Here is a 21,199-nt window from a genome sequence, read left to right on the forward strand (position 1 = left end):
CGCTAGTTGCTTCTGGATGGGGTGCACCTGTCCGCTTCCGGGAATCGCTTCCATGGCCATCCAAACGACCGTCGCGCCCTCCGCGTTCGAAAGCCTGGTCCGGGGCCAGACCCCTTCCGGCCAGAACACGGCCCCGCGAAGCGACAAGTTCGCCACCATGATGGACCGGCTGATCAGCGAGGCCGCGACCCGCAAGCGCGATCAGGTCCAGGCGGAGACGATGGCCCAGGAGCGCCGCAGCGCCGCGGCGAGCGCCGCCGACCAGGCCGCCGCCGATCGGACCGCCGCCAATCGGGCCGCCGCCAACCGGGCCGCCGATCAAAAGGCCGCGGAGCGCAGCCCCCCTCCCCGCCCCGACCCGATCCGCGCGGAACCCGCCAAGCCGCGCCAGACCTCCGACGCCGCCACCCAGGCCGCCACCCAGGCCGACGCCCGGGCCGCCCGCAAGGACGAGGCCCAGCGCACCGCCGAGCGCACGGAGTCCCGGGCGTCCGACGCGGCCAAGGCCGGCGAGGCCGCCCACGCGACTCGCACCGAACGGAGGGACGCCGGCGCCGCGGCTCACGCCGCAGCCAAGGACGCGAAGGCCGCGAACGCCAAGGCGGCGCTCGATGATTCCGCCAAGCCGGCGCCCACCAGCGTCGGCTCCGGCGGCACCCCTCCCGCCGACACGGCCGCGAAGCTCCTGCCGGACGAGACCAACGACGGGACGGGCGAGGGCGGCGCGCAGGACGGAACCGGCGATCAGGCCGCCGAAGACGGGACCGGCGAGGCCGTGATCCTCGACCTGACCGTCACGGTGACCGAAACCACCGTGGAGCTGGTCACCGCCGACCGGTCCACCGTCCTGACCGACCGCGAGGCCGCCCTGGCGCTGGCCGTCGCCCCGGTGGCCATCGGGCGGCCGGACGGCGAAGCCGAGGAGACGACGGACGACGGCACGCTCGGGGCCGTGGCCGAGACGGCTCCCTCCGACGCTCCGGTTCCGGATGGCGAGAAGGCCCCTCTGGCCGGTGACCCCGCCGCCGAGGCCGCTTTGGCCGCCGCCCTGGCCGCCGCCACCCCTCATCCCGACGGCAAGGCCAAGGCCGCCCCCGACGAGTCCGTGAAGGCCGCTGCCGCGGCCAAGCCGGTTGCTGAGGCGCCTGCAACGCTGGCGGACGCGGCAGCGGCCCCGGCTGTCCCGCCGGGCGGCCCGCAGGCCGAGACGCCGGCGCCCCACGCCGAGGCGAAGGACGCCGCCAAGGACAAGCCGGCGGCGGCCGCCGACGCGCTGTCCGCCGGCGCCCTGCCCATCGCCGACCTGCCGAACGACGACGACGCGCCGCTGCCGCAATCCCTGACCGATCTCGCCGGGGCGAAGGCCAAGGCTGCGACCCGGACCGGGGCGGACGGCGATGCCGGCGCCAACGCCGGCAACCGCGGCAACCCGGACCCGAACGGCAACCCCGCGTCCCTGGCCCAGCCGCCGGCGCCGCAGGCACCGCTTGCCGACCCGGCAAAGCCTGCCGGGCAAAGCGCGTTCCTGAACGCCGCCGCCGCGGCCGCCGCGGACGCGCCGCCGCCCGCCGACGGCGCCCCGCAAGCCACCACCCCGACTCACGCGGTTTTCGCCGGAATCGACGGCGCGCACACGGCGAGCGGCGTGGAGACGGGGCTGACCACCGCCCAGCTCCGCCCGTCCCGCGGGTCCGCCGGCCTGCCGATGGGCGTGCAGGAGCAGGTGGCGGTCCACATCAGCCGGAACGTGTCGGACGGCAACGACCAGTTCACCATCAACCTGCGTCCCGCCGAGCTGGGCCGCATCGACATCAAGCTGGAGATCGGCCAGGACGGGCGGGTCACCGCATCCGTCGCCGTGGAAAAGGCCCAGACCCTGGAACTTCTGCAGCGCGACAGCCGCAATCTGGAACGCGCCTTGCAAGACGCCGGGCTGAAGGCGGACAGCAACAGCCTCAACTTCAGCCTGCGCGGCGAAGGCGGCCAGTCGTTCCAGGAATCGGGACGGCAGGGCGGCTCGGGCCGGCGGGGTCGCGGCTTCGGCGGCGGTCCGGGCGAGGTGGAGGACGCGCAGACCGCCTACACACTGACCGTGGCCCCGGGCCGCGTCGACATCCAAGCCTGACCCAGAACGTTCAGACCAGCCGCAGCCATTCCAGCGAAGGACGACGACCATGGCCACCACCAACACCGATTACGGCAGCAGCTGGAACCTGAACCAGACCAAGACGAAGACGGACACCACCAAGACCACGAAGACCGCCGACGAGCAGAAGCTCGACACCGCGGTGAAGGGGTTGGGCGACAACTTCGAGCATTTCCTGAAGCTGCTGACCACGCAGATGCAGAACCAGGACCCGCTGAAGCCCATGGACACGAACGACATGACCAAGCAGCTGGTCGATTTCGCGAACGTGGAGCAGAACATCGGCACCAACAGCCGGCTGGACAAGCTGCTGAAGCTGCAGAACGCCTCGACCAACTCGACCAACCTCGCCTATCTGGGCCGCACCGTCACCTTCGAGGGCGACAGCTTCGACTACACCCAGGGCATGACGGCGGCCCCGCTGGCCTATGAGTTGGAGAAGTCGGCCAAGTCGGTGCGCGTCGACATCCTGGACAGCAAGAACCGCGTCGTCCGGTCGATGACCGGCGAGACCGCCGCCGGCATCAAGCATGTCGTGAACTGGGACTTCAAGGACGACGGCGGCAACGCCGTCCAGCCGGGCCAGTACCGCCTGAACATCGCGCCGGTGTCCGAGAAGAAGGACGACATCATCAAGGCGACCCCCTTCACCTTCGGCACGGTCAGCGGCATCGGGTCCAACAAGGACGGCGAGACGGTGGTGTCCGTGGGCAGCGTCGAGGTGCCGCTGTCCAAACTCAGCAAGGTGTTCTGAGGGCACCCCGCCCTCGCGCTCAAGCGTCGTCACGCTGCATGGTCAAAGGCATGGGCAGAGGTCCGCAGGGGCCTATGCGCCATGCCTTTTATGCTTAAAACATTAACCCTATCGTTTAGGCTTTTGTTAAGCGGAGAAGGGGTAGGTTACCACCAAATCGTGGAATACACTGCTGATGGTGGAGCGTCCGCGCATGTCATCTCGCGAGCTTGAAATGAGCGACGATGGCTCCAGTGGAGCGTCGGTCATCGGTCCAGCAGGACGGCCGATGACAGAAAATGATCTTCCCCCTCCGGACACCAAGCGCTGGGTGATGCGGCGCAAGGCGGAGGTTGTGGCCGGCGTGCGTTCGGGGCTGATCAGCCTTGAGGAAGCGTGCCGCCGCTACACCCTGTCCGTGGAGGAGTTCCTGTCCTGGCAGCGGCTGATCGACAGCCACGGCATGCGGGGCCTGCGGGCCACGCGGCTGCAGGATTATCGCGGAAACCAGCCGCCGCCGTCCGTGCGCGGCCGCATGGCCAGCACCGCCGCCGAATAAGCTGCTCCCGCGCACCGTCCGTCCGGACCAGACCGCCGCAGGCCCACCCTGCGGCGTCGTTGTTTTCTGCGCCGGCGCAGGAACGGCGAGCGTCTGACGCCCGGACACTTTGCGTCCGGACAGCTTTGCAATTTTTGCGTGGCAGATATCGCTTTCGTTCCCGCGCCGCAAAGATTAACGCAGAGCGGCAATGCAACCCGCGACGGGAGTTCACCGCCCCATGCGCTATCTCGACGATCTGACCCCCGGCGACCGCTTCACTGGCGGCCCGGTGACCGTGACGGAGGAGGACATCGTCGCCTTCGCGCGGCAGTTCGACCCGCAACCCTTCCACCTCGACCCCGAGGCGGCGCGGGACAGTCTCTTTGGTGGGCTGGCGGCCAGCGGCTGGCACACCGCCGGGCTGACCATGCGGATGATCGTCACGGGAGACGGCGCGCTGGCCGGCGGCTTCGTCGGAATGGGGGTGGAGGACATCCGCTGGCCCAAGCCCACCCGCCCCGGCGACGCGCTGCGGATCGAGAGCGAGATCCTGGAGGTCCGCGTGTCGGCCAAGCGCGCCGACCGCGGCATCGCCCGCGTGCGCACCACCACCCTCAACCAGGATGGCGCGATCGTGCAGCAGATGACCGCGAACCTGCTTGTCCTCCGCCGCCCCGCCGCCGATCCGGGGTGACGGCGCGCGGATCCCCAAACGCACAAAGGGCCGCCCGAGGGCAGCCCTTTTGTGTGCATCGCTGTCGTGCCGTTCGGCGGGAATGGTGGGCGCACAAGGACTCGAACCTTGGACCCGCTGATTAAGAGTCAGCTGCTCTACCAACTGAGCTATGCGCCCATTCCCATCCGGGCATCAAGACACCCGGCGGCGTGAAAGGGGCCTTGGGAAGCGATCCCTTTCGATCCGGAAAGTGATGGTGGGCGCACAAGGACTCGAACCTTGGACCCGCTGATTAAGAGTCAGCTGCTCTACCAACTGAGCTATGCGCCCATCACTTCTCGTTCACACCGGCACCGGAGCCTTCGTCTCCACGTCAGGGAATGCCTGACCGTATCGACTAGGGTTCCTGTCCGGCCAAGCCGTCGTCCCGGCCGGTGTGGCGCGGTTTATAACGAAGGGTCCGGGGCTTGTCGATACCAAAATGGATAGGATCGCATTTTTTTGCGGGGCTCGTTCCGGCTCCGCACACACCGATCAAAACCGCCCTCTTCGGCCGCCTTCTTTGACAGCCGGCCAAGCCCGGCGCTATCACCCTTCCCCAGCGGACCGAAGGAGTGGAGACGATGCAGGGCTGGACCGAGGGCTATGTGGGCGGGATCGGCTACATCCACGCCTTCTACCGGGAACTGTCGCCGGCGCTGCTGTCCTTCGCGCTGACCCTGCGCGGCTGGCGGCCCCCGATGGACCTCGCCGGGCCCTTCGCCTGCGCGGAGATCGGCTGCGGCCATGGGGTGAGCAGCGCCGTCCTGGCCGGCTGCCACCCCGACGCCCGGTTCGAGGCGGTGGACTTCAACCCCGGCCACATCGCCGGCGCCCAGCGCCTCGCCGCCGAGGCCGGGCTGGGCAACGCCGCCTTCCTGGAAGAGAGCTTCGCCAATTACGCCCAAGGCGGGACCAAGGACCTGGACATCGTGACCCTGCACGGCGTCTGGTCCTGGGTCAGCGCGGAGAACCGGGCGATCTTGGTGGACCTGCTGAAGCGGCGGTTGAAGCCCGGCGGGCTGGTCTTCGTCAGCTACAACGCCCTGCCCGGCACGCTCGCCTACATGCCGCTGCGCCGCGTGCTGGTCGAGCATTGCGCCGACCGCACCGGGCCACTGCCGGAGCGGATCGAGGAGGCCGTGGCCTTCGCCAGTCGCTTGACCGCCCTGAACGCCGGCTGGTTCGCCCAGGCCGACGCGGTGCCGGCGCGGCTGGACTCGCTGAAGCGCAAGTCGCCCAACTACATCGCCCATGAATATCTGAACCGCGACTGGACCGCCTTCTACCACGCCGACGTGGCGGGGGAACTGGCGGCGGCCAAGCTGGACTTCGCCGGCCCCGCCGTCCCGATGGAGCAGATGGACGAGCTGTCCCTGCCGCCGGACGCCCTGCCCCTGCTGGCCGAGGCGCGCGACCCGGCCTACCGCGAGACCTTGCGCGACCTGCTGACCAACCGCGCCTTCCGCCGCGACCTGTTCGTGAAGGGGGCGGAACGGCTGACCGCGGCGGAGCGGCGGGAGCGGCTGCGCGCCACCCGCTTCACCCTCCTGGTGCCGCCCGACGACCTGCCGGAGGTGGTTCTGGCCCCGGTCGGGCGCGTGCCCCTGCCCCAGGACCTGCACGGCCCGCTGGCCGGGGCGCTGGCCGCCGGCACACCGACTCTGGCCGAGCTGTCCGCCCTCCCCGCCCTGGCCCGCCACGGCGAGGAGGCGGTGCTGCGCGCCCTGATGATCCTGACCAGCCTCGCGCTGGCGGCGCCCGCGCTGCCCGAGTCCGGTCAGGCGGCGCGCGCGGTGCAGGCCGACCGGTTCAACGCCGCCATCCTGGAACGCAACCGCCGCGACGACACGCTGGACACGCTGGCGTCGCCGGTCCTCGGCTCCGGCGTCGCGGTCTCGCGGCTGGAGGCGCTGTTCCTGCTGGCCCGGCGCAACGGCACCGACCCGGCGGCGACCGCCTGGGAGGCGCTGGCGGCGGACGGGCTGACGCTGTCGCGGGACGGCGCGCGGCTCGACGGGGAGGAGGCGAACATGGCGGAGCTGCGCGCCCGGTTCGACCGCTTCACCCGCCTGCGGCTGCCGACTCTCCGCCGCCTCGGCGTGGCGTGACGGGCAAGCGGACCATCAGGTCCGGAACCAGTCGAGGCAACCGGTCGGCAGCAACGTGTTGCTGACCAGCAGGGCGCCGTGCCGGTAGAGCGCGGTCGGGTTGCCGCCCGCGCCCAGGTCGATGGCCCAGAGCTGGCCGGAGGGGTCCTGCCAGACCGTCCGCCCGTCCACCGCCGCCACCGCGGCAAAGACGTCCGTCGCCGTCGTGCCGGGCTGGAACAGCACCATCACTGTGGTCACGCCGGGCGGCGGCAAGGCGGCGACCGGCCCGGCGACCAGCACCGCCACGGTCAGGGCAACCGGCGCGACGCGGCCACCGCCGCCCGCTCCCCCACCGCGCCGCAGCCGCCAGCCCGCCGCGGCGACGGCGACTCCGAAGACGACGAACCACAGCAGGTCCCACAGCAGCGGGTTCGCCGAATCCATGCGGATGCGGTGGATGCCGAGAATCCAGTGCGACAGGACGCCGTCGAGGATGTGCCAGACGCCGAAGCCGATCAGCGCGTTGGCGGCCAGGAGACGATCCGCCCCCGCTTCGGCGAAACGGCGCCGGTTCCGCCAGAGCAGCCACAGGCCGCCCGCCGCGACGACGTACATCGCGGCGTGGAACAGGCCGTCCGCCAGGATCTGGACGCGGATGTCCCGCACGGCGGCGGAGTCGACCGCCGACAGCAGGTGATGCCACTGCAGCACCTGATGCAGCAGAATTCCGTCGAAGAAGCCGCCCAGCGCGAAGCCCAGCAGGTATCCCGCCCAGGGAAGCCCCGCCCTGGGATTCCTTGCCGTGGCCGGCGCCGGTGAAGAACGATGTGTCGTGTCTGTGGGCATGGCCCGACAACCGTTGCGGGCGCGGACGGGTTCCGCACCCGGCGCCCGAACGGCCGCAGGCTCGTTATCCGCCGACCAGCCCGGCCTCGTCCGCCGCGCGGTCGAACTGGAGCGCGGCGAGGCGGGCGTAGAGGCCGCCCTCGCGGACGAGATCGGCGTGGCGCCCGGTGGCGACGACTCGCCCCTGCTCCATCACCACGATCCGGTCGGCGTTGAGGACGGTGGCCAGGCGGTGGGCAATGATGATCGTGGTGCGCCGGGTCATCAGCTTGTCCAACGCATCCTGCACCATGCGCTCGCTCTCCGCGTCGAGCGCGCTGGTCGCCTCGTCGAGCAGCAGCACCGGCGGGTCGCGCAGGATGGCCCGCGCGATGGACAGGCGCTGGCGCTGGCCGCCGGACAGGCGCACGCCCTTCTCGCCCAGGAAGGTGTCCAGCCCTTCCGGCAAGGCCTGCAGGAATTCCAGCGCGTGGGCCGCCTCGGCGGCGGCGAGCACCTCGGCATCGGTGGCGTCCGGGCGCCCGTAGCGGATGTTCTCCCAGGCGTTGGCGGAGAAGACCACGGGGTCCTGCGCGACGAGGCCGAGCCGCCGCCGCACCTCCACCGGGTCGGCGTCGCGGACGTCCACCCCGTCCAGGGTGACCGCGCCGGCCTGCGGGTCGTAGAAGCGCAGCAGAAGCTGGAACACGGTGGATTTGCCGGAGCCCGACGGGCCGACCAGCGCCACCGTCTCGCCCGGCTCGATCTCCAGCGAGAAGTCCTTGAGCGCCGCCCAGTCCGGCCGCGACGGGTAGTGGAAGCGCACGTCGCGGAAGGACAGCGCGCCCTGCGCCGGTTCCGGCAGGGCGCGCGGGTTGGCCGGGGCGCGGATCTCCGGCTCGGTGTCGAGCAGGTCGAACAGACGCTCCGTGGCGCCGGCGGCGCGCTGAAGGTCGCCGGCCACCTCGCTGATCGCGCCGACCGAACCGGCGACGACCACCGAATAGATGACGAAGGCCGAGAGCTGCCCCACCGTCAGCCGCCCGGCCAGCACGTCGTGCCCGCCGATCCACAGGATGAGGCCGACCGAACCGAAGACCAGCACGATGACGATCATCGTCATGATGGCGCGCACCGTCACCCGCCGCCGGGCTGTGGCGAAGGCGTCCTCGACCCGCCCGCCGAACAGGCTGCGGTCGATGGCCTCGTGCGTGTAGGCCTGCATGGTGCGGATGGCGCCCAGCGTCTCCTCCACGAAGGAGCCGAGATCGGCGATCTTGTCCTGGCTGGCCCGCGACAGGGCGCGCACCCGCCGGCCCAGGATGATGATCGGCAGGATGACCACCGGAACGCCCAGGAACACCAGCCCGGCCAGCTTCGGCGAGGTCACCAGCAGCATCACCGTGCCGCCGACGAACATCAGCGTGTTGCGCAGCGCGATCGAGACGGAGGAGCCGACCACGGTCTGCAGCACCTCGGTGTCGGTGGTCAGGCGCGTCAGGATCTCGCCGGTCTTGGTCGTCTCGAAGAAGCCGGGGGACAGCTTCACCACGTGGCTGTAGACGGCCCGGCGGATGTCGGCCACCACCCGCTCGCCGATCCAGCTCACCAGATAGAAGCGCCCGAAGGTCGAGGCGGCCATCAGCACGATGACCACCAGCAGCACCAGGAGCGCCCGGTCGAGCAGCGCCGAATCGCCCGCAACGAAGCCCTGGTCCACCAGGACGCGCATCCCCTGCCCCAGCCCCAGAACGGTCCCGGCGGCCACGGTCAGGGCCAGCATCGCCCCCAGGATCTGCAGCCGGTACGGCCACAGGAAGGGAAAGAGCCGGCGCAGCGGCGACAGGTTGCGGCGGCGCGGCGCGGCGGAAGGCGTCGCTTCGGACACCGGATCGGACTTCGACGAAGGACGGGACACCGGGGCTCCCCAGCGGCAGGACGGGCGGCGGGACGATGTGCAGACGGTGCACGGGGGCAAGCCCGGCATATAGCAAGGGGGGGAACTATGAACAAGGTATGGTTTGGCGAGCGGACGGAACCACCCGTCTTTCCAGCGCAGGAACGCGGTTGCATCATGCCGCCTGCTTTGCTATAGACCGCGCTCGCTTTGCAGGAACCCCGGCCATGAAGACTGATATCCATCCCGACTACCACGAGATCAACGTGGTGATGACCGACGGCAGCACGTTCAAGACCCGCTCCACGATGGGCAAGCCGGGCGATACGCTGCGCCTCGACATCGACCCGAAGTCGCACCCGGCCTGGACCGGCGTGCAGAAGCTGCTGGACACGGGCGGCCAGATCGCCAAGTTCAACAAGCGCTTCGCGAGCTTCGGCCTGAAGAAGTAAGCTTCTTCGCCCGCAAAACGAAAAGGGGCGTCCGGTCCGCCGGGCGCCCTTTTCGCGTTTGCGGCTTCTGTTTTCGGTTTGCCGCGAAGCCGGCCGTCAGCCGGCCAGCGCCACCGCGTCGCGGGCGCGCTCGTCCAGGCGGGCGACGCGCATGTAGAGCCGGTGGCTGCGCTCCAGAAGACTGCGCAGGCCTTCCGGCAGCTGCTCGTTGTCGGGACCGGAGGGATCGGTGCAGATGTCCCCGCCCGACAGGGCGAAATCGTCGCTCGCCGCCTGCTCGCGGGTCATCTCCCCGGCGTGGACGGCCTTCTGCGCCAGCAGCCAAGCCATCACCTGGGTCAGTCGGCTGGTCACCCGCATGGATTCATACGAGATCTGAAGCCGGACCTGGGGCGGCAGCGCCCGGTGGCTGACGGCGTCGTGATAGGCGATGTAGTTCCGCGCCTCGATCAGCAGCGCCATCGTCTCGTCGTAAGTTCCGTTGAAGAAGGTCGGTGTTTCCATCACGGCCGTACCCCTCCTGCGGCCGAATGGCCCGATTCCGAGCCTCGGCGCAACTGATTAACAATCGATGAGTGGTTATGGACACCCGCAACCCGTCCGCTGGACGGAGACGGCGCGGCCCGGCGAATTTCAGAAAGCGCGCTCTTGAACGGCGGAAGCGCTCGCCTATCTGTCGCGGTGTCGGCGGACGCCCAGTTGGGGTTCGCCGACACCGCAAACCGGGGGACCGACGATGATCGTGGTCTCCGATCGCTGTATCGCTCATTTGGAGGATATGTCATGCGCTCCTACGACCTTTCGCCCCTGTTCCGTTCGACCGTCGGGTTCGACCGCCTCTCGCGTCTCCTGGAGAACGCGATGACCGGCGACGAGGCCGCCGCGTCCTACCCGCCCTACAACATCGAGAAGACGGGCGACGACGCTTACCGGATCACCATGGCCGTCGCCGGCTTTGGCCCGGAGGACCTGGAGATCACCGCTCAGCAGAACTCTCTGGTGGTCACAGGGAAAGCTAAGAAGGAACAGGAGACCGGCCAATTCCTCTACCGGGGTATTGCCGGCCGCGCTTTCGAGCGCCGCTTTCAGCTTGCCGACTTCATCAAGGTGGGCAACGCCAATCTGCTGAACGGTCTGCTCCACATCGATCTGGTGCGCGAGGTGCCGGAGACGATGAAGCCGCGGACCATCCAGATCGGCACCAGCGGCACGGCGAAGCCGGCTCTGACCCAGCAGGCCGCGTAACCGGAAGGCCTTGCGCGTCGGCGCACCACGCGTCCGCACGGCGCCCCGGAAAACCGGGGCGCCGTTTTTGCGTCCGCGGGGCGCCTTTGCCGTGCCCCTCACGAGTCGCCCCTCATGCGTCGGCCACGATCCGGCCGGGCGGCAGGGCCACGGTCACGGTGGTTCCCTGTCCCGGGGCGCTGGCGATGCGCAGCGTGCCGCCGTGGGCCTCGACCAGCCGCTTCGAGATGGACAGGCCGAGCCCCATCCCCTCGTAGCGCCGCGCCATCGACTGGTCGACCTGGACGAAGGGGGTCATCGCCTTCGGAAGATCGTCCGCCGCAATGCCGATCCCGGTGTCCGTCACCGACAGTTCCAGCCCGCCATCGCCTCCGCGATACGCACGGATGAGGGCGGGCTCTCCGGGATTGGAGAACTTGACCGCGTTCGACAGCAGGTTCACCAGCACCTGACGGAGGCGCAGCGCGTCGCCGGTCAGCATCGGCAAGCCGTCCTCCAGATCGATGTGGATCGGCACGCCGCGCTTGCCCGACTGGATGGCGACGAGATTCAGCGCCTCCCCCACCAGGGCGGACGGATCGACGGGGGTTTCGTTCAAGCGCAGCCCGCCGGCCTCGATGGTCGTGATGTCCAGGATGTCGTCGATGATCGCCAGAAGATGCTCGCCCGACTGGCGGATCGAGCCGGCATAGTCGATGTAGCGGTCCACCTCCGCCGCGCCGAGCAGCCGCATCTCGATCACCTGGGCGAAGCCGATGACCGCGTTCAGCGGGGTCCGCAACTCGTGGCTCATGACCTGGAGGAAGGTCGACTTGGCGCGGTCCGCCGATTCGGCGGCTTCCTTCGCGGCGATCAGGTCGCTTTCGCTCCGCTTGCGCGCGGTGATGTCGCGGATGATGCCGGTGAAGACCCGGCGCCCCCCCGTCTCCACCGCGCTCACCGACAGCTCGATGGGAAAGCGGTCGCCGCCGCGCCGCACCGCGACGGCCTCCTGCACGGCCCCGGCGCCGTGGGCCTCGCCGCCCGGCTGGTAGACGGCCAGCCCGCCCCCCTGGAGCAGCGCGCCGATGCCCGGAATCAGCCGGTCGACGCGATTCCACAGCATGTCGGCGGCCGGAATGCCGAACATCGCCTCCGCCGCCGGATTGAAACTGTGGACGATGCCCTCCCCGTCCATGGTGACGATGGCGTCGGCCGCGGCGTCCACGATGGCGTTGGTGCGGGCTTCCGCCATCAGCAGCGCATCGACCGTCCGCACATATTCGGTCATGTCGGTCAGCGTGCCGACCCAGCCCCGCGCCCGCCCGTCGGCGTCGGCCAGCGGCGAGCCCTGGCACAGGGCGAAGGTGACCGTGCCGTCGGCCCCACGGAAGCGGACGTTCAGGAGAATGGGTTGGCCCGAGGCCACGGCCTCCGCCCAGTCCGCCTCCAGCCGCGGGCGGTCATCCGGGTGCAGCGCCGCGCGCCAGGCATGGCCATGCAGGGCATCCGGCGGCAGCCCGACGATGGCGGCGAAGCGCGGGTTGGCGGACACGATGCCGCCGTCGCGATCCGTCTCGAACAGGCCGACCGGGGCGGAGCGGGCCAGCGTCTGGTACCGTGCTTCGCTCGCCCGCAGGCGCTGCTCGCCCTCCACCCGGTCGGTCACGTCGCGGGCGTGGATGAGGGTTTCCCGGACGCCGGCATCGTCCAGCCGACTCAAGGCCGTCATCCTCAAGGCCGTCATCTCGGTGTGCCGCCATCCGCCCGCCGCGTGGCGCAGCCGGCAGGCGAACGGGCCGATAACGTCTCCGGACGGTTCGTCGTCCCGGCGGGCGAGGCAGCGGACGACCTTCTCCCGGTCGTCCGGGTGAACGCAGTCCAGCATGGCGGTCCCCAGCAGCGCCTCCGGCGGAGTGCCGAGCGCGCGGAGCGACCCGGCTCCCACTTCGGCGAACCGCCCGTCCGGCGCCACCAGCGCGACGACATCGCCGGCAACCGCCATCAAGGCATGAACAGACCGCTCAAGACTCCGCACAGCTCACCATTCCGCATCACCGCTTCCATGCAGAACAGTAAGACGTGAATCTGTTAACGATTCATGATGAGACTGTAATCAACGAAGAAACAGCGGGCCTAGCGCGCAGAAAACCGGGCCGCCAGTGCATCTGTGGTTGCGTTTGGAGCTTCCGTCATAACCATATGGCCTATGCCGGACAGCAGAACGACTTCGGAACCACTGACCTTGGCGGCAAGCGCCTTGCCGGATTTTGCCGGAGTCATGCGGTCGACGCCGCCCAGCAGGAACAGCGCCGGGCAGGACACCGCCGCAGCCGCCTCGCCGCCGCGGACATAGGCGTTGCAGGCGCCGAGATCGACTCCCAGGACGCCGGGCCGCGCCCGCTGCATCAACCGCCGCCCGCCGGGCACCAGCGACAATCCGGGCGCCGCGGCACCGCCGACGTGGCCGCAAGGCCCGTGCCCCCAGCCGACCACCAGTTCGATGGCGGACGGATCGTTCAGCGCCGCGGCGGCCAGCAGGTCGGGATGGACCGGCATCGTCTCCGCCACCCCCAGCAGGGCCAGCGATTCGACGCGGCCGCCATGCCGCGCCGCGGTTTCCAGAGCCACCAGGGCGCCCATGGAATGGCCGGCGAGCGCTGCCTTGGCCACCCCCGCCGCGTCCAGCAGCGCCACGATCCAGTCGGCCAGATCCTCGATGGCGGCGAGCGGCGCCCCGGCGGACCGGCCATGGCCGGGCAGATCGACCGCCAGGACGGAGCGCCCGTGATGGGCGAGGTAGCGGCTTTGCAGGCTCCACACCGTGTGGTCCATGCCGGCGCCGTGGATCAGCACGATCGCTGGCAACGCCGGGTCGAAGGGCCGCCCGCCGGTGTGGGCGTAGACGGTTTGGCCGTTGACGGTCAGGTCCATGGCTGGCTCCTCACACCTTGGTGGCGGCGCGCAGCGCCTGGCGCAGATCGTCGATCAGGTCGTCGCAATCCTCCAGCCCGATGGACAGGCGGATCATGTCCTCCCCCACCCCGGCGGCGGCGAGCGCCTCGGCGTCGAGCTGGGCGTGGGTGGTGCTGGCCGGGTGGATGACCAGCGACTTGGCGTCGCCGACGTTGGCGAGGTGGGAGAACAGCGCCAGCTTCTCGATGAAGCGCCGCCCGGCCGCGCGCCCGCCCTTGATCCCGAAGGAGATGATCGAGCCGGCACCGTGCGGCAGGAGCTGGGCGCGCAGCCGGTGGTCGGGATGGTCGGGCAGCTCCGGATGGGTGACCCAGGCGACGCTGCCGTTCTCCGCATAGGCCTCCGATTCGAGGAAGCCCAGCACCTTGCGGGTGTTGTGAATGTGGCCCTTCATGCGCAGCGGCAGGGTCTCCACGCCCTGGAGGATCTGGAAGGCGTTCATCGGGCTCATGCAGGCGCCGAAGTCGCGCAGGCCCTCGGCCCGCGCGCGCATGACGAAGGCCGCCGGCCCGTACTCTTCCGCGAAGTCGATGCCGTGGTAGCCGGCGTAGGGCTCGGTCAGCGTGGGGAACTTGCCGGACGCTTCCCAATCGAAGGTGCCGCCGTCGATCACCACCCCGCCGATGGCGACGCCGTGGCCGGCCAGCCACTTGGTGCAGGAGTGCATGACCAGATCGGCGCCGAAACTCAGCGGCTTGCACAGATAGGGCGTGACGAAGGTCGCATCGACCATCAGCGGCAGGCCGGCCTCATGCGCGATGGCCGACAGGCGGGGGATGTCGAGCACCTCCAGCCCCGGATTGCCCAGCACCTCGCCGAACAGCAGCCGCGTCTCCGGCCGGATGGCCGCACGGAAGCCCTCGAGGTCGCGCGGATTCACGAAGGTCGTGGTGATGCCGAATCGCGGCAGCGTGTAGGCCAGCAGGTTGCGGCTGCCGCCGTAGATCGAGGAGGAGGCGACGATGTGCCCGCCGGCGTCCATCAGCGTCATGATGGCGAGCGTCAGGGCCGCCTGGCCGCTGGCCGTGCAGACCGCGCCGACACCGCCGTCCAGGGCCGCCAGCCGCTCCTCCAGCACCGCCACCGTGGGGTTGGAGATGCGGGAATAGATGTGCCCCGGCCGTTCCAGGTTGAACAGCGAGGCGGCGTGGTCGGTGTCGTCGAAGACGTAGGACGTGGACTGGTAGATCGGCACCGCCCGCGCCCCGGTCGCCGGGTCGGGCCGCTGGCCGGCGTGCAGGCTCAGCGTGTCGAACTTCAGGAACTTGGCGTCGGCCATTCCCATCCCCCTGAAAAGGTAAGGGCCGCCCGTGGTGCGAGCGGCCCTCTGCTGCTTCGTTATTTTTTGCCTGCCCTGCTCAACTCGGTGAGCTGATTTGCGGCGAGGGTATGGCTGGATGACGCAAAGGTCAAGTAGTGGCTTTCCGAAAGTTGCGATGGTTTTCGAAGCAACTCTTCGAGGCAAATCACTCCACCCCGACCATCGTCTCGTCGGCCAGCCAATCGACCACCTGGGCCAGGGCTTCCCATCCGGTAGCGCCCTGTTCCAGCGCTTCGCGATAGATGGCCACCTGCCGGTGGGCGCTGGTGCCGCGGCGGATGATGTCGCGGGCGTTGGCCACCTCCGCCACGCAGTCGAATCGCTCCGCGTCCTCGCGGGTCAGCTCGATCAGCTCCTCCATCAGGTCGGCGTAGGGAACGATGGTGCCGCGCCCGAAATCGACCAGCCCCTCGTCGAGCCCATAGCGCTGGGCGCGCCAGCGGTTCTCGCCGATCAGCAGGTTCTTGTAGGGCCGCCACGTCACGTTCCGCAGACGCAGCCGCCACAGCATGCGCAGCAGGCAACGGAACAGCGCCGCCACCGTCACCGCGTCGTCCAGCCGGGTGCAGACGTCGGTGATCCGCATCTCCAGCGTCGGGAAACGCTGGGACGGGCGGATGTCCCACCACAGCTTGCTCGCGTCCTCGATGATGCCGGCGTTGACCAGGACATTCACCTGCTGCTGGTACTCGCCGAAGCTCTGGAAGCTGTCGGGCATGCCGGTGCGCGGCAGCTCGTTCCACACCGCCAGCCGGTAGGATCGGCGCTGCATGTCCTGCCCCCGCCAGAAGGGCGACGAGGTCGACAGCGCCAGCAGATGCGGCAGGAAATAGCGGACCTGGTTCATCAGGTCGATGCGCAGGTCGTCGTCCTCGATCCCGACATGGACGTGCATGCCGCAGATCATCAGGCGCCGCGCCGGAGCGCCAAGGTCGCGGGCCAGCATGTTGTAGCGGTCGCGGTTGGTGTGCTTCTGCGGTTCCCACGCGGCGAAGGGATGGGTGGAGGCCGCGATGGGCGCCAGATTGTGGGCGTGCGCCACCCCGGCCACCGTGGCGCGCAGCCGCGCCAGTTCCGCCCGCGCCTCCGCCAGGGTGGAGCAGACCGGCGTGCCGACCTCGATCTGGCAGCGCAGGAATTCCGGATGGATCTGGCCCGGCGCCTGCTCCTGGCAGGCCGCCAGCATTTCGTCCGGCGGGTTGCGCGCGATGTCCCGCGAGTTGCGGTCGACCAGCAGATACTCTTCCTCAAGCCCCAGCGTGAAGGCCGGCTCCATGAACGCTCACTCCCGCGGGAACAGTTTGATCTGGTAGAGATCGGGGTCGGCCAGGATCGGCTCCAGCGCGTCGGCCAGCACCGTCGCCCACAGCCCGGCCCCCTCCGGCGTGGCGATCAGGTCCTGGCGCACCTCGACCAGGACGTTGGGCAGCCCGGCGGGGGTGGCGTGGCTTTCCACCGTGCCGCCCAGGGTCGTCCGGCCCGAATAGGGCTCGTTGTCGCCGACGCACCAGCGCCCGTCGGCGCGCAGCCGCGCGATCATCGGGATCGGGATGCGCGGGTCGTGGTCCCACAGGATGCCGACGTGCCAGGGCCGGGCGACCCCGCGCATGGCCGGCGTGAAGCTGTGGATCGACAGCAGCACCGGCACCTGCCCGCGCTCCCGCCGCCGCGCCACCTCGGCGGCGACCGCCTCGTGATAGGGCCGGAAGATGGCGTCGATCCGCCGCTCCTCCTCGGACCGGTCCAGGGCCCGGTTGCCGGGGATCACCACGTCGTCGCTGACCACCGGGATCGCCGTCGGGTCATCCAGCGCGCGGTTGGGATCGATCACCAGCCGGGAATAGCCGGACAGCACCGCCGTGGCGCCGAAACGGTCCGACAACCGGCGCGTCACCTCCGCCGCGCCGATGTCGTAGGCGATGTGCCGGCACAGGTTGGTCTCGTCCAGCCCCAGGGTCCCCAGCGCTTTCGGAATGGCGCGCGAGGCATGGTCGCACAGCAGCAGAACGGGACTCTCCGACTCCGGACGCAGAACGGTGACCGGCGGCGGATCGTCGGGGCCCAGCAGCGGCACCGGCGGCGCGGCGCGGGGCGGCGACGGCAGGGGCACCGGTCGGGGATGCTCGGCGGGCTTGCAGGGGGATCGCTGCGTCATGGTGGCACAGTATTGCAGGGTCTCGGTCGCAGCGGAAGTTCCCGCCGGAAGGTTCCCATGGCAACGGTCGGGACGCGTGGATGATCCCGGCGCCGCGGCAATGTCCCACAATCCGGGTCTTCCGCAGACGTGCCATGCGGCGGGGGGACATGGCGCCCGCAGGTTGCGTCCGTTATAACGGGCGCCATGCCGGACGCCAGCACCCTCGCCCCCGTCGCGCGCGTCGACTCCGCGCAGCGGATCGCGCTGATAGCCCTTCTCATCGGAGCGTTGGGCATCGCCTTCGCCCCGATCTTCGTGCGCCTGTCCGAGCTGGGACCGAGCGCCACCGCCTTCTGGCGGCTGGCCTTCGCCATCCCCGCCCTGTGGGTCTGGATGGCCATGGAGCCGAAGGGCGGCGCCCGCTCGCGCAAGCCATCGTCGATGCGCGACTACGCGCGGCTGACCGCCGCCGGCCTGTTCTTCGCGGGCGACCTCGCCATCTGGCACTGGTCGATCCGCTACACCTCCGTCGCCAACTCCACGCTGCTCGCCAACTTCGCGCCGATCTTCGTGACGCTGGTGTCCTGGCTCGTGTTCAAGGAGCGGTTCAGCCGGACCTTCCTCACCGGGCTCGCCCTGTCCCTGTGCGGTGCCATCATCCTGATGGGGCAAAGCCTGCAGCTCAGCCCCGACCATCTGTTCGGCGACGCGCTGGGGCTGCTGACCGCCGTCTTCTACAGCGGCTACTTCCTGATGGTCGGCCGTCTGCGGTCGGAATTCTCCACCGCGACCATCATGACCTGGAGCGGCATCGTCACCGGCCTCGCCTTGCTGCCCATCGCCTTGCTGTCGGGGGAAAGCCTGATCGCCGGAACGCTCGGCGGTTGGGGCGTGCTGCTCGGGCTCGCCCTGGTCAGCCATGCCGGCGGCCAGAGCCTGATCGCCTACGCGCTGGCCCACCTGCCTGCCGCCTTCTCCTCCGTCAGCCTGCTGCTCCAGCCGGCGGCGGCGGCGGTGCTGGCCTGGGCGCTGCTCGCCGAGCCGCTCGGCGCGTTCCAGGCGGTCGGCGGCGCCGTCGTGCTGGCCGGCATCCTGGTGGCCCGCCGCGGGAGCCGATGAAGGGGCCGCCGCTGGCGCCGACCATACGCCGCCGTCCGGATGCGAGTTGACGTGATTTGCCCGACTCGGGTACGACCTATGACCGATTGCTGATGAAAGGGCATGACACCGTGTCCGACACCGAAGAACCCCACCACGTACCGCCCTCCTCCCAGCGCATCTCCGAATGGGTGGCGGAGCGGATTCTCGAGCGGATCGCCCGCGGCGAACTGGTTCCGGGAGAGCGTCTGCCCGGCGAGCGCCAACTGGCCGAGCAGCTCCATGTCAGTCGGGTGTCGGTGCGCGCGGCCTTGCAGAAGCTGAAGACGCAGGGCTTCCTGACCGCCGTGCAGGGCGGCGGGACGAGGGTGGTGTCCTCCGCCGGCGCCATGGACGGCGCCCTGACCGAGATGGTCCGGGTGAAGCACGCCAACCTTTGCGACCTCGTGGAGATCAGGCAGGCCCTGGAAAGCTGGGCGGCGCGGCGCGCCACGGAGCGCGCGACGCAGGAGCAGATCGACCACATCGGGCGGGTCCTCGCCGCGATGGGCGAGACGGGCCGCGACGGCAAGCAGGCGGCCGACGACATGGACTTCCACCTCGCCGTCGCCCAGGCGGCGGGAAGCCCGGTCTACCTGCATCTGCTGGCGACCATCCGCGACATCCTCGGCCAGATGATGGAGTACCATCACACCGAGCCCTTCGCGCTGGGCCGCGAGGCGCTGATGATCGACCATCACCGCGCCATCTACGACGCCATCCGGCGCCGCGACGCCGACGCCGCGGCCGCCGCGGCGACCGATCACCTCGGCTGGGTGCTCGACCGTTACAACGACCTGAGCCGGAAGGCGGAAGACCTTTCCCGCCCCGACACCGACGCCGCTCCATAACCGCGGGCGGCGCCTTTTGGGGAGGACCGCCCTCCCCGCCTCGGCGTCACAGGCTGAAAAACGCGTCACGGCATGAAAAAAGCCGCGAGGATCCGAAGATCCTCGCGGCTTTTTCTTTCAGCCGATCATGGCGATCCCAGTCAGGAGGCCAGGATGCCCTCGATCTGCTTCGTCACGTCGTCGATCTCGGCCATGCCGTCCACCGTCTTCAGAACGCCGCGGCTCTGGTAATACGGGAGGATCGGCGCGGTCTGCTCGTGATACTGGGCGAGGCGGGTCTTCACCGTGTCGGCGTTGTCGTCGGCCCGGCGCTTGAACTCCGTGCTGCCGCAGACGTCGCAGACGCCCTCGACCTTCGGCTTCTCGAAGACGTCGTGATAGCCCTTGCCGCACTTGGCGCAGGTGTAACGACCGGTGATGCGCTCGACCAGGATGTCGTCGACGACTTTCATCTCGATGACATGATCGAGCTTCAGGCCCTTGTCCGACAACATGCTGTCCAGCGCTTCGGCCTGGGCGACCGTGCGCGGGAAACCGTCGAGGATGAAGCCGTTGGCCACATCCGGCTTGGAAATGCGCTCAGCGATGATTTCGACCATCAGCGCGTCCGGCATCAATTTGCCGGCGGACATGATGTCCTTCGCCTGCTGCCCAAGCGGACCACCCTCGGCGACCATCGCGCGGAGCATATCGCCCGTGGAAAGCTGGACGAGTCCGCGCGTGTCTTCGAGACGCCGCGCCTGGGTCCCCTTCCCGGCGCCCGGCGGTCCGAGCAGAATGAGATTCATTACTTTCTCCCCCGAAGCTTCGCTTTTTTAATCAGCCCCTCATACTGGTGGGCCAGCAGATGGGAATGAATCTGCGCGACCGTGTCCATCGTCACCGTGACCACGATCAGCAGGCTGGTGCCGCCAAAATAGAACGGAACCGAATGCTGGGAAATCAGGATTTCGGGGAGGAGACAAACCGCCACAAGGTAGGCGGAACCGATCACCGTCAGGCGGGTCAGCACGTAGTCGATGTAGTCCGCGGTGTTCTTGCCCGGACGGATGCCGGGAATGAAGCCGCCATACTTACGCAGGTTCTCGGCCGTGTCCGCGGGGTTGAAGACGATGGCCGTGTAGAAGAAGCAGAAGAAGATGATCAGCGCCGAATACAGGATCATGTAGAGCGGCGTGCCATGCGCCAGATAGCGCGTGACGGTCTGCAGCCACTCCGGACCCTCGCCGCCCGCGAAGCCGACCGCGGTCAGCGGCAGCAGCAGCAGCGACGACGCGAAGATCGGCGGGATGACGCCCGCGGTGTTCAGCTTCAGCGGCAGGTGCGACGCTTCGCCGCCGAACACGCGGTTGCCCATCTGCCGCTTCGGGTACTGGATCAGCAGACGGCGCTGCGCGCGCTCCATGAACACGATGAAGAACACGACGCCCACCGCCATCAGCAGCAGGAAGACGATGAACAACGTGGACAGCGCGCCGGTGCGGCCCAACTCCAGCGTGCTGACCAGAGCGCGCGGCAGCTCGGCGACGATGCCGGCGAAGATGATGAGGGAGATGCCGTTGCCGATGCCGCGGGCGGTGATCTGCTCGCCCAGCCACATCAGGAACATCGTGCCGCCGACCAGCGTGATGACCGTGGCGATCTTGAAGAACAGCCCCGGTTCCGGAACCGCGGCGCCGGACGCGCCGGTCATCGCCTCAAGCCCCACCGCCAAGCCCCAGGCCTGCACGGTCGCCAGAAGGACGGTGCCGTAGCGGGTGTACTGGTTCAGCTTCTTGCGGCCCGACTCGCCCTCCTTCTTCAGCGCTTCCATCTGCGGCGACACCGCGGTCAGAAGCTGCACGATGATGGAGGCCGAAATGTACGGCATGATGTTGAGCGCGAAGATCGTCATGCGGTGCAGCGCGCCGCCGGCCAGCATGTCGAACATGCCCAGGATGCCCCCGCCCTGCTGCCGGAAAATATCGGCCAGGATCTGCGGGTTGACGCCCGGAATCGGGATGTAGGTGCCCAGGCGGTAGATGATCAAGGCACCAAGGGTGAACCAGATCCGCTTCTTCAGCTCGGTCGCCTTGGAGAAGGCACCGAAATTAATGTTCGCGGCAAGCTGCTCGGCCGCTGATGCCATGGGTCGTATCCCTGTCCCTAATG

General features: G+C 69.3%; 19 protein-coding genes and 2 tRNA genes. 9 read left to right on the forward strand and 12 right to left on the reverse strand.

Annotated elements, in window-relative coordinates:
* Positions 1-52: 52 nt before the first annotated feature.
* From ABVN73_RS08585 to ABVN73_RS08600, 4 genes are all read left to right on the forward strand, one after another.
* A complete protein-coding gene (locus ABVN73_RS08585; protein WP_353857644.1) occupies positions 53-2,125 on the forward strand; it encodes a flagellar hook-length control protein FliK in 2,073 nt (690 codons plus the stop codon).
* A gap of 49 nt (positions 2,126-2,174) precedes the next feature.
* Positions 2,175-2,900, forward strand: a complete 726-nt coding sequence (locus ABVN73_RS08590) for a flagellar hook assembly protein FlgD (RefSeq protein ID WP_353857645.1) — start codon at positions 2,175-2,177, stop codon at positions 2,898-2,900.
* A 214-nt stretch (positions 2,901-3,114) separates the two neighbouring features.
* On the forward strand, positions 3,115-3,438 hold the full coding sequence (locus ABVN73_RS08595) for a DUF1153 domain-containing protein (RefSeq protein WP_172428387.1): 324 nt from the start codon (positions 3,115-3,117) through the stop codon (positions 3,436-3,438).
* Between the two features lie 220 nt (positions 3,439-3,658).
* Positions 3,659-4,114, forward strand: a complete 456-nt coding sequence (locus ABVN73_RS08600; protein WP_353857646.1) for a MaoC family dehydratase — start codon at positions 3,659-3,661, stop codon at positions 4,112-4,114.
* A gap of 83 nt (positions 4,115-4,197) precedes the next feature.
* Here ABVN73_RS08600 and ABVN73_RS08605 read toward each other — a convergent pair.
* Together ABVN73_RS08605 and ABVN73_RS08610 are read right to left on the reverse strand one after the other, a co-directional pair.
* Positions 4,198-4,273, reverse strand: a tRNA-Lys gene (locus tag ABVN73_RS08605).
* 77 nt (positions 4,274-4,350) lie between these two features.
* Positions 4,351-4,426 (reverse strand) — tRNA-Lys (locus ABVN73_RS08610).
* Between the two features lie 293 nt (positions 4,427-4,719).
* Here ABVN73_RS08610 and ABVN73_RS08615 point away from each other — a divergent pair.
* Entirely contained in the window at positions 4,720-6,246 is a 1,527-nt protein-coding gene (locus tag ABVN73_RS08615) for a class I SAM-dependent methyltransferase (RefSeq protein WP_353857647.1), read from the forward strand.
* A 15-nt stretch (positions 6,247-6,261) separates the two neighbouring features.
* Here ABVN73_RS08615 and ABVN73_RS08620 read toward each other — a convergent pair whose 3' ends face one another.
* Complete coding sequence (locus ABVN73_RS08620) at positions 6,262-7,074, reverse strand: DUF2243 domain-containing protein (RefSeq protein WP_353857648.1); 813 nt, start codon at positions 7,072-7,074, stop codon at positions 6,262-6,264.
* A gap of 64 nt (positions 7,075-7,138) precedes the next feature.
* On the reverse strand, positions 7,139-8,971 hold the full coding sequence (locus ABVN73_RS08625) for an ABC transporter transmembrane domain-containing protein (RefSeq protein WP_353857649.1): 1,833 nt from the start codon (positions 8,969-8,971) through the stop codon (positions 7,139-7,141).
* 206 nt (positions 8,972-9,177) lie between these two features.
* Between ABVN73_RS08625 and rpmE the strand changes: the two genes are divergently transcribed.
* Positions 9,178-9,402 carry a 50S ribosomal protein L31 gene (gene rpmE / locus ABVN73_RS08630; RefSeq protein WP_014241009.1) on the forward strand — a complete coding sequence of 75 codons (225 nt, stop codon included), beginning with the start codon at positions 9,178-9,180 and terminating at the stop codon, positions 9,400-9,402.
* A 96-nt stretch (positions 9,403-9,498) separates the two neighbouring features.
* Here rpmE and ABVN73_RS08635 read toward each other — a convergent pair whose 3' ends face one another.
* Entirely contained in the window at positions 9,499-9,906 is a 408-nt protein-coding gene (locus ABVN73_RS08635; RefSeq protein WP_109070617.1) for a DUF1465 family protein, read from the reverse strand.
* Between the two features lie 279 nt (positions 9,907-10,185).
* Here ABVN73_RS08635 and ABVN73_RS08640 point away from each other — a divergent pair, with 279 nt between their 5' ends.
* Positions 10,186-10,647: an Hsp20 family protein gene (locus ABVN73_RS08640; RefSeq protein WP_353857650.1), complete on the forward strand. Its 462-nt coding sequence runs from the start codon at positions 10,186-10,188 to the stop codon at positions 10,645-10,647.
* A 112-nt stretch (positions 10,648-10,759) separates the two neighbouring features.
* Here ABVN73_RS08640 and ABVN73_RS08645 read toward each other — a convergent pair whose 3' ends face one another.
* The 5 genes from ABVN73_RS08645 to ABVN73_RS08665 form a co-directional block, all read right to left on the reverse strand.
* Entirely contained in the window at positions 10,760-12,631 is a 1,872-nt protein-coding gene (locus tag ABVN73_RS08645) for a PAS domain S-box protein (RefSeq protein WP_353857651.1), read from the reverse strand.
* Positions 12,632-12,762: 131 nt separating this feature from the next.
* Positions 12,763-13,560 (reverse strand): alpha/beta hydrolase, encoded by a 798-nt coding sequence (locus tag ABVN73_RS08650; RefSeq protein ID WP_353857652.1) that lies wholly within the window; start codon positions 13,558-13,560, stop codon positions 12,763-12,765.
* Positions 13,561-13,570: 10 nt separating this feature from the next.
* On the reverse strand, positions 13,571-14,881 hold the full coding sequence (locus tag ABVN73_RS08655; protein WP_353857653.1) for an O-acetylhomoserine aminocarboxypropyltransferase: 1,311 nt from the start codon (positions 14,879-14,881) through the stop codon (positions 13,571-13,573).
* A 187-nt stretch (positions 14,882-15,068) separates the two neighbouring features.
* The gene (locus ABVN73_RS08660; protein WP_353857654.1) at positions 15,069-16,199 is read right to left on the reverse strand and encodes a carboxylate-amine ligase; all 1,131 of its coding nucleotides are present in this window, start codon (positions 16,197-16,199) and stop codon (positions 15,069-15,071) included.
* Between the two features lie 6 nt (positions 16,200-16,205).
* Complete coding sequence (locus ABVN73_RS08665) at positions 16,206-17,078, reverse strand: N-formylglutamate amidohydrolase (protein ID WP_353857655.1); 873 nt, start codon at positions 17,076-17,078, stop codon at positions 16,206-16,208.
* Positions 17,079-17,264: 186 nt separating this feature from the next.
* Here ABVN73_RS08665 and ABVN73_RS08670 point away from each other — a divergent pair, with 186 nt between their 5' ends.
* Both ABVN73_RS08670 and ABVN73_RS08675 read left to right on the forward strand, forming a co-directional pair.
* The gene (locus ABVN73_RS08670) at positions 17,265-18,179 is read left to right on the forward strand and encodes a DMT family transporter (RefSeq protein WP_353857656.1); all 915 of its coding nucleotides are present in this window, start codon (positions 17,265-17,267) and stop codon (positions 18,177-18,179) included.
* Between the two features lie 110 nt (positions 18,180-18,289).
* Positions 18,290-19,048, forward strand: a complete 759-nt coding sequence (locus tag ABVN73_RS08675; protein WP_353857657.1) for an FCD domain-containing protein — start codon at positions 18,290-18,292, stop codon at positions 19,046-19,048.
* Between the two features lie 140 nt (positions 19,049-19,188).
* Here ABVN73_RS08675 and ABVN73_RS08680 read toward each other — a convergent pair whose 3' ends face one another.
* Both ABVN73_RS08680 and secY read right to left on the reverse strand, forming a co-directional pair.
* Positions 19,189-19,836, reverse strand: coding sequence for an adenylate kinase (locus ABVN73_RS08680; RefSeq protein ID WP_353857658.1), 648 nt, complete (start codon positions 19,834-19,836; stop codon positions 19,189-19,191).
* Complete coding sequence (gene secY / locus ABVN73_RS08685; protein WP_109070627.1) at positions 19,836-21,176, reverse strand: preprotein translocase subunit SecY; 1,341 nt, start codon at positions 21,174-21,176, stop codon at positions 19,836-19,838. Before secY ends, ABVN73_RS08680 begins: the two co-directional genes overlap by 1 nt.
* Positions 21,177-21,199 lie beyond the last annotated feature (23 nt).

The sequence above is a fragment of the Azospirillum formosense genome (genome assembly GCF_040500525.1).
Lineage (GTDB): Bacteria > Pseudomonadota > Alphaproteobacteria > Azospirillales > Azospirillaceae > Azospirillum > Azospirillum formosense_A.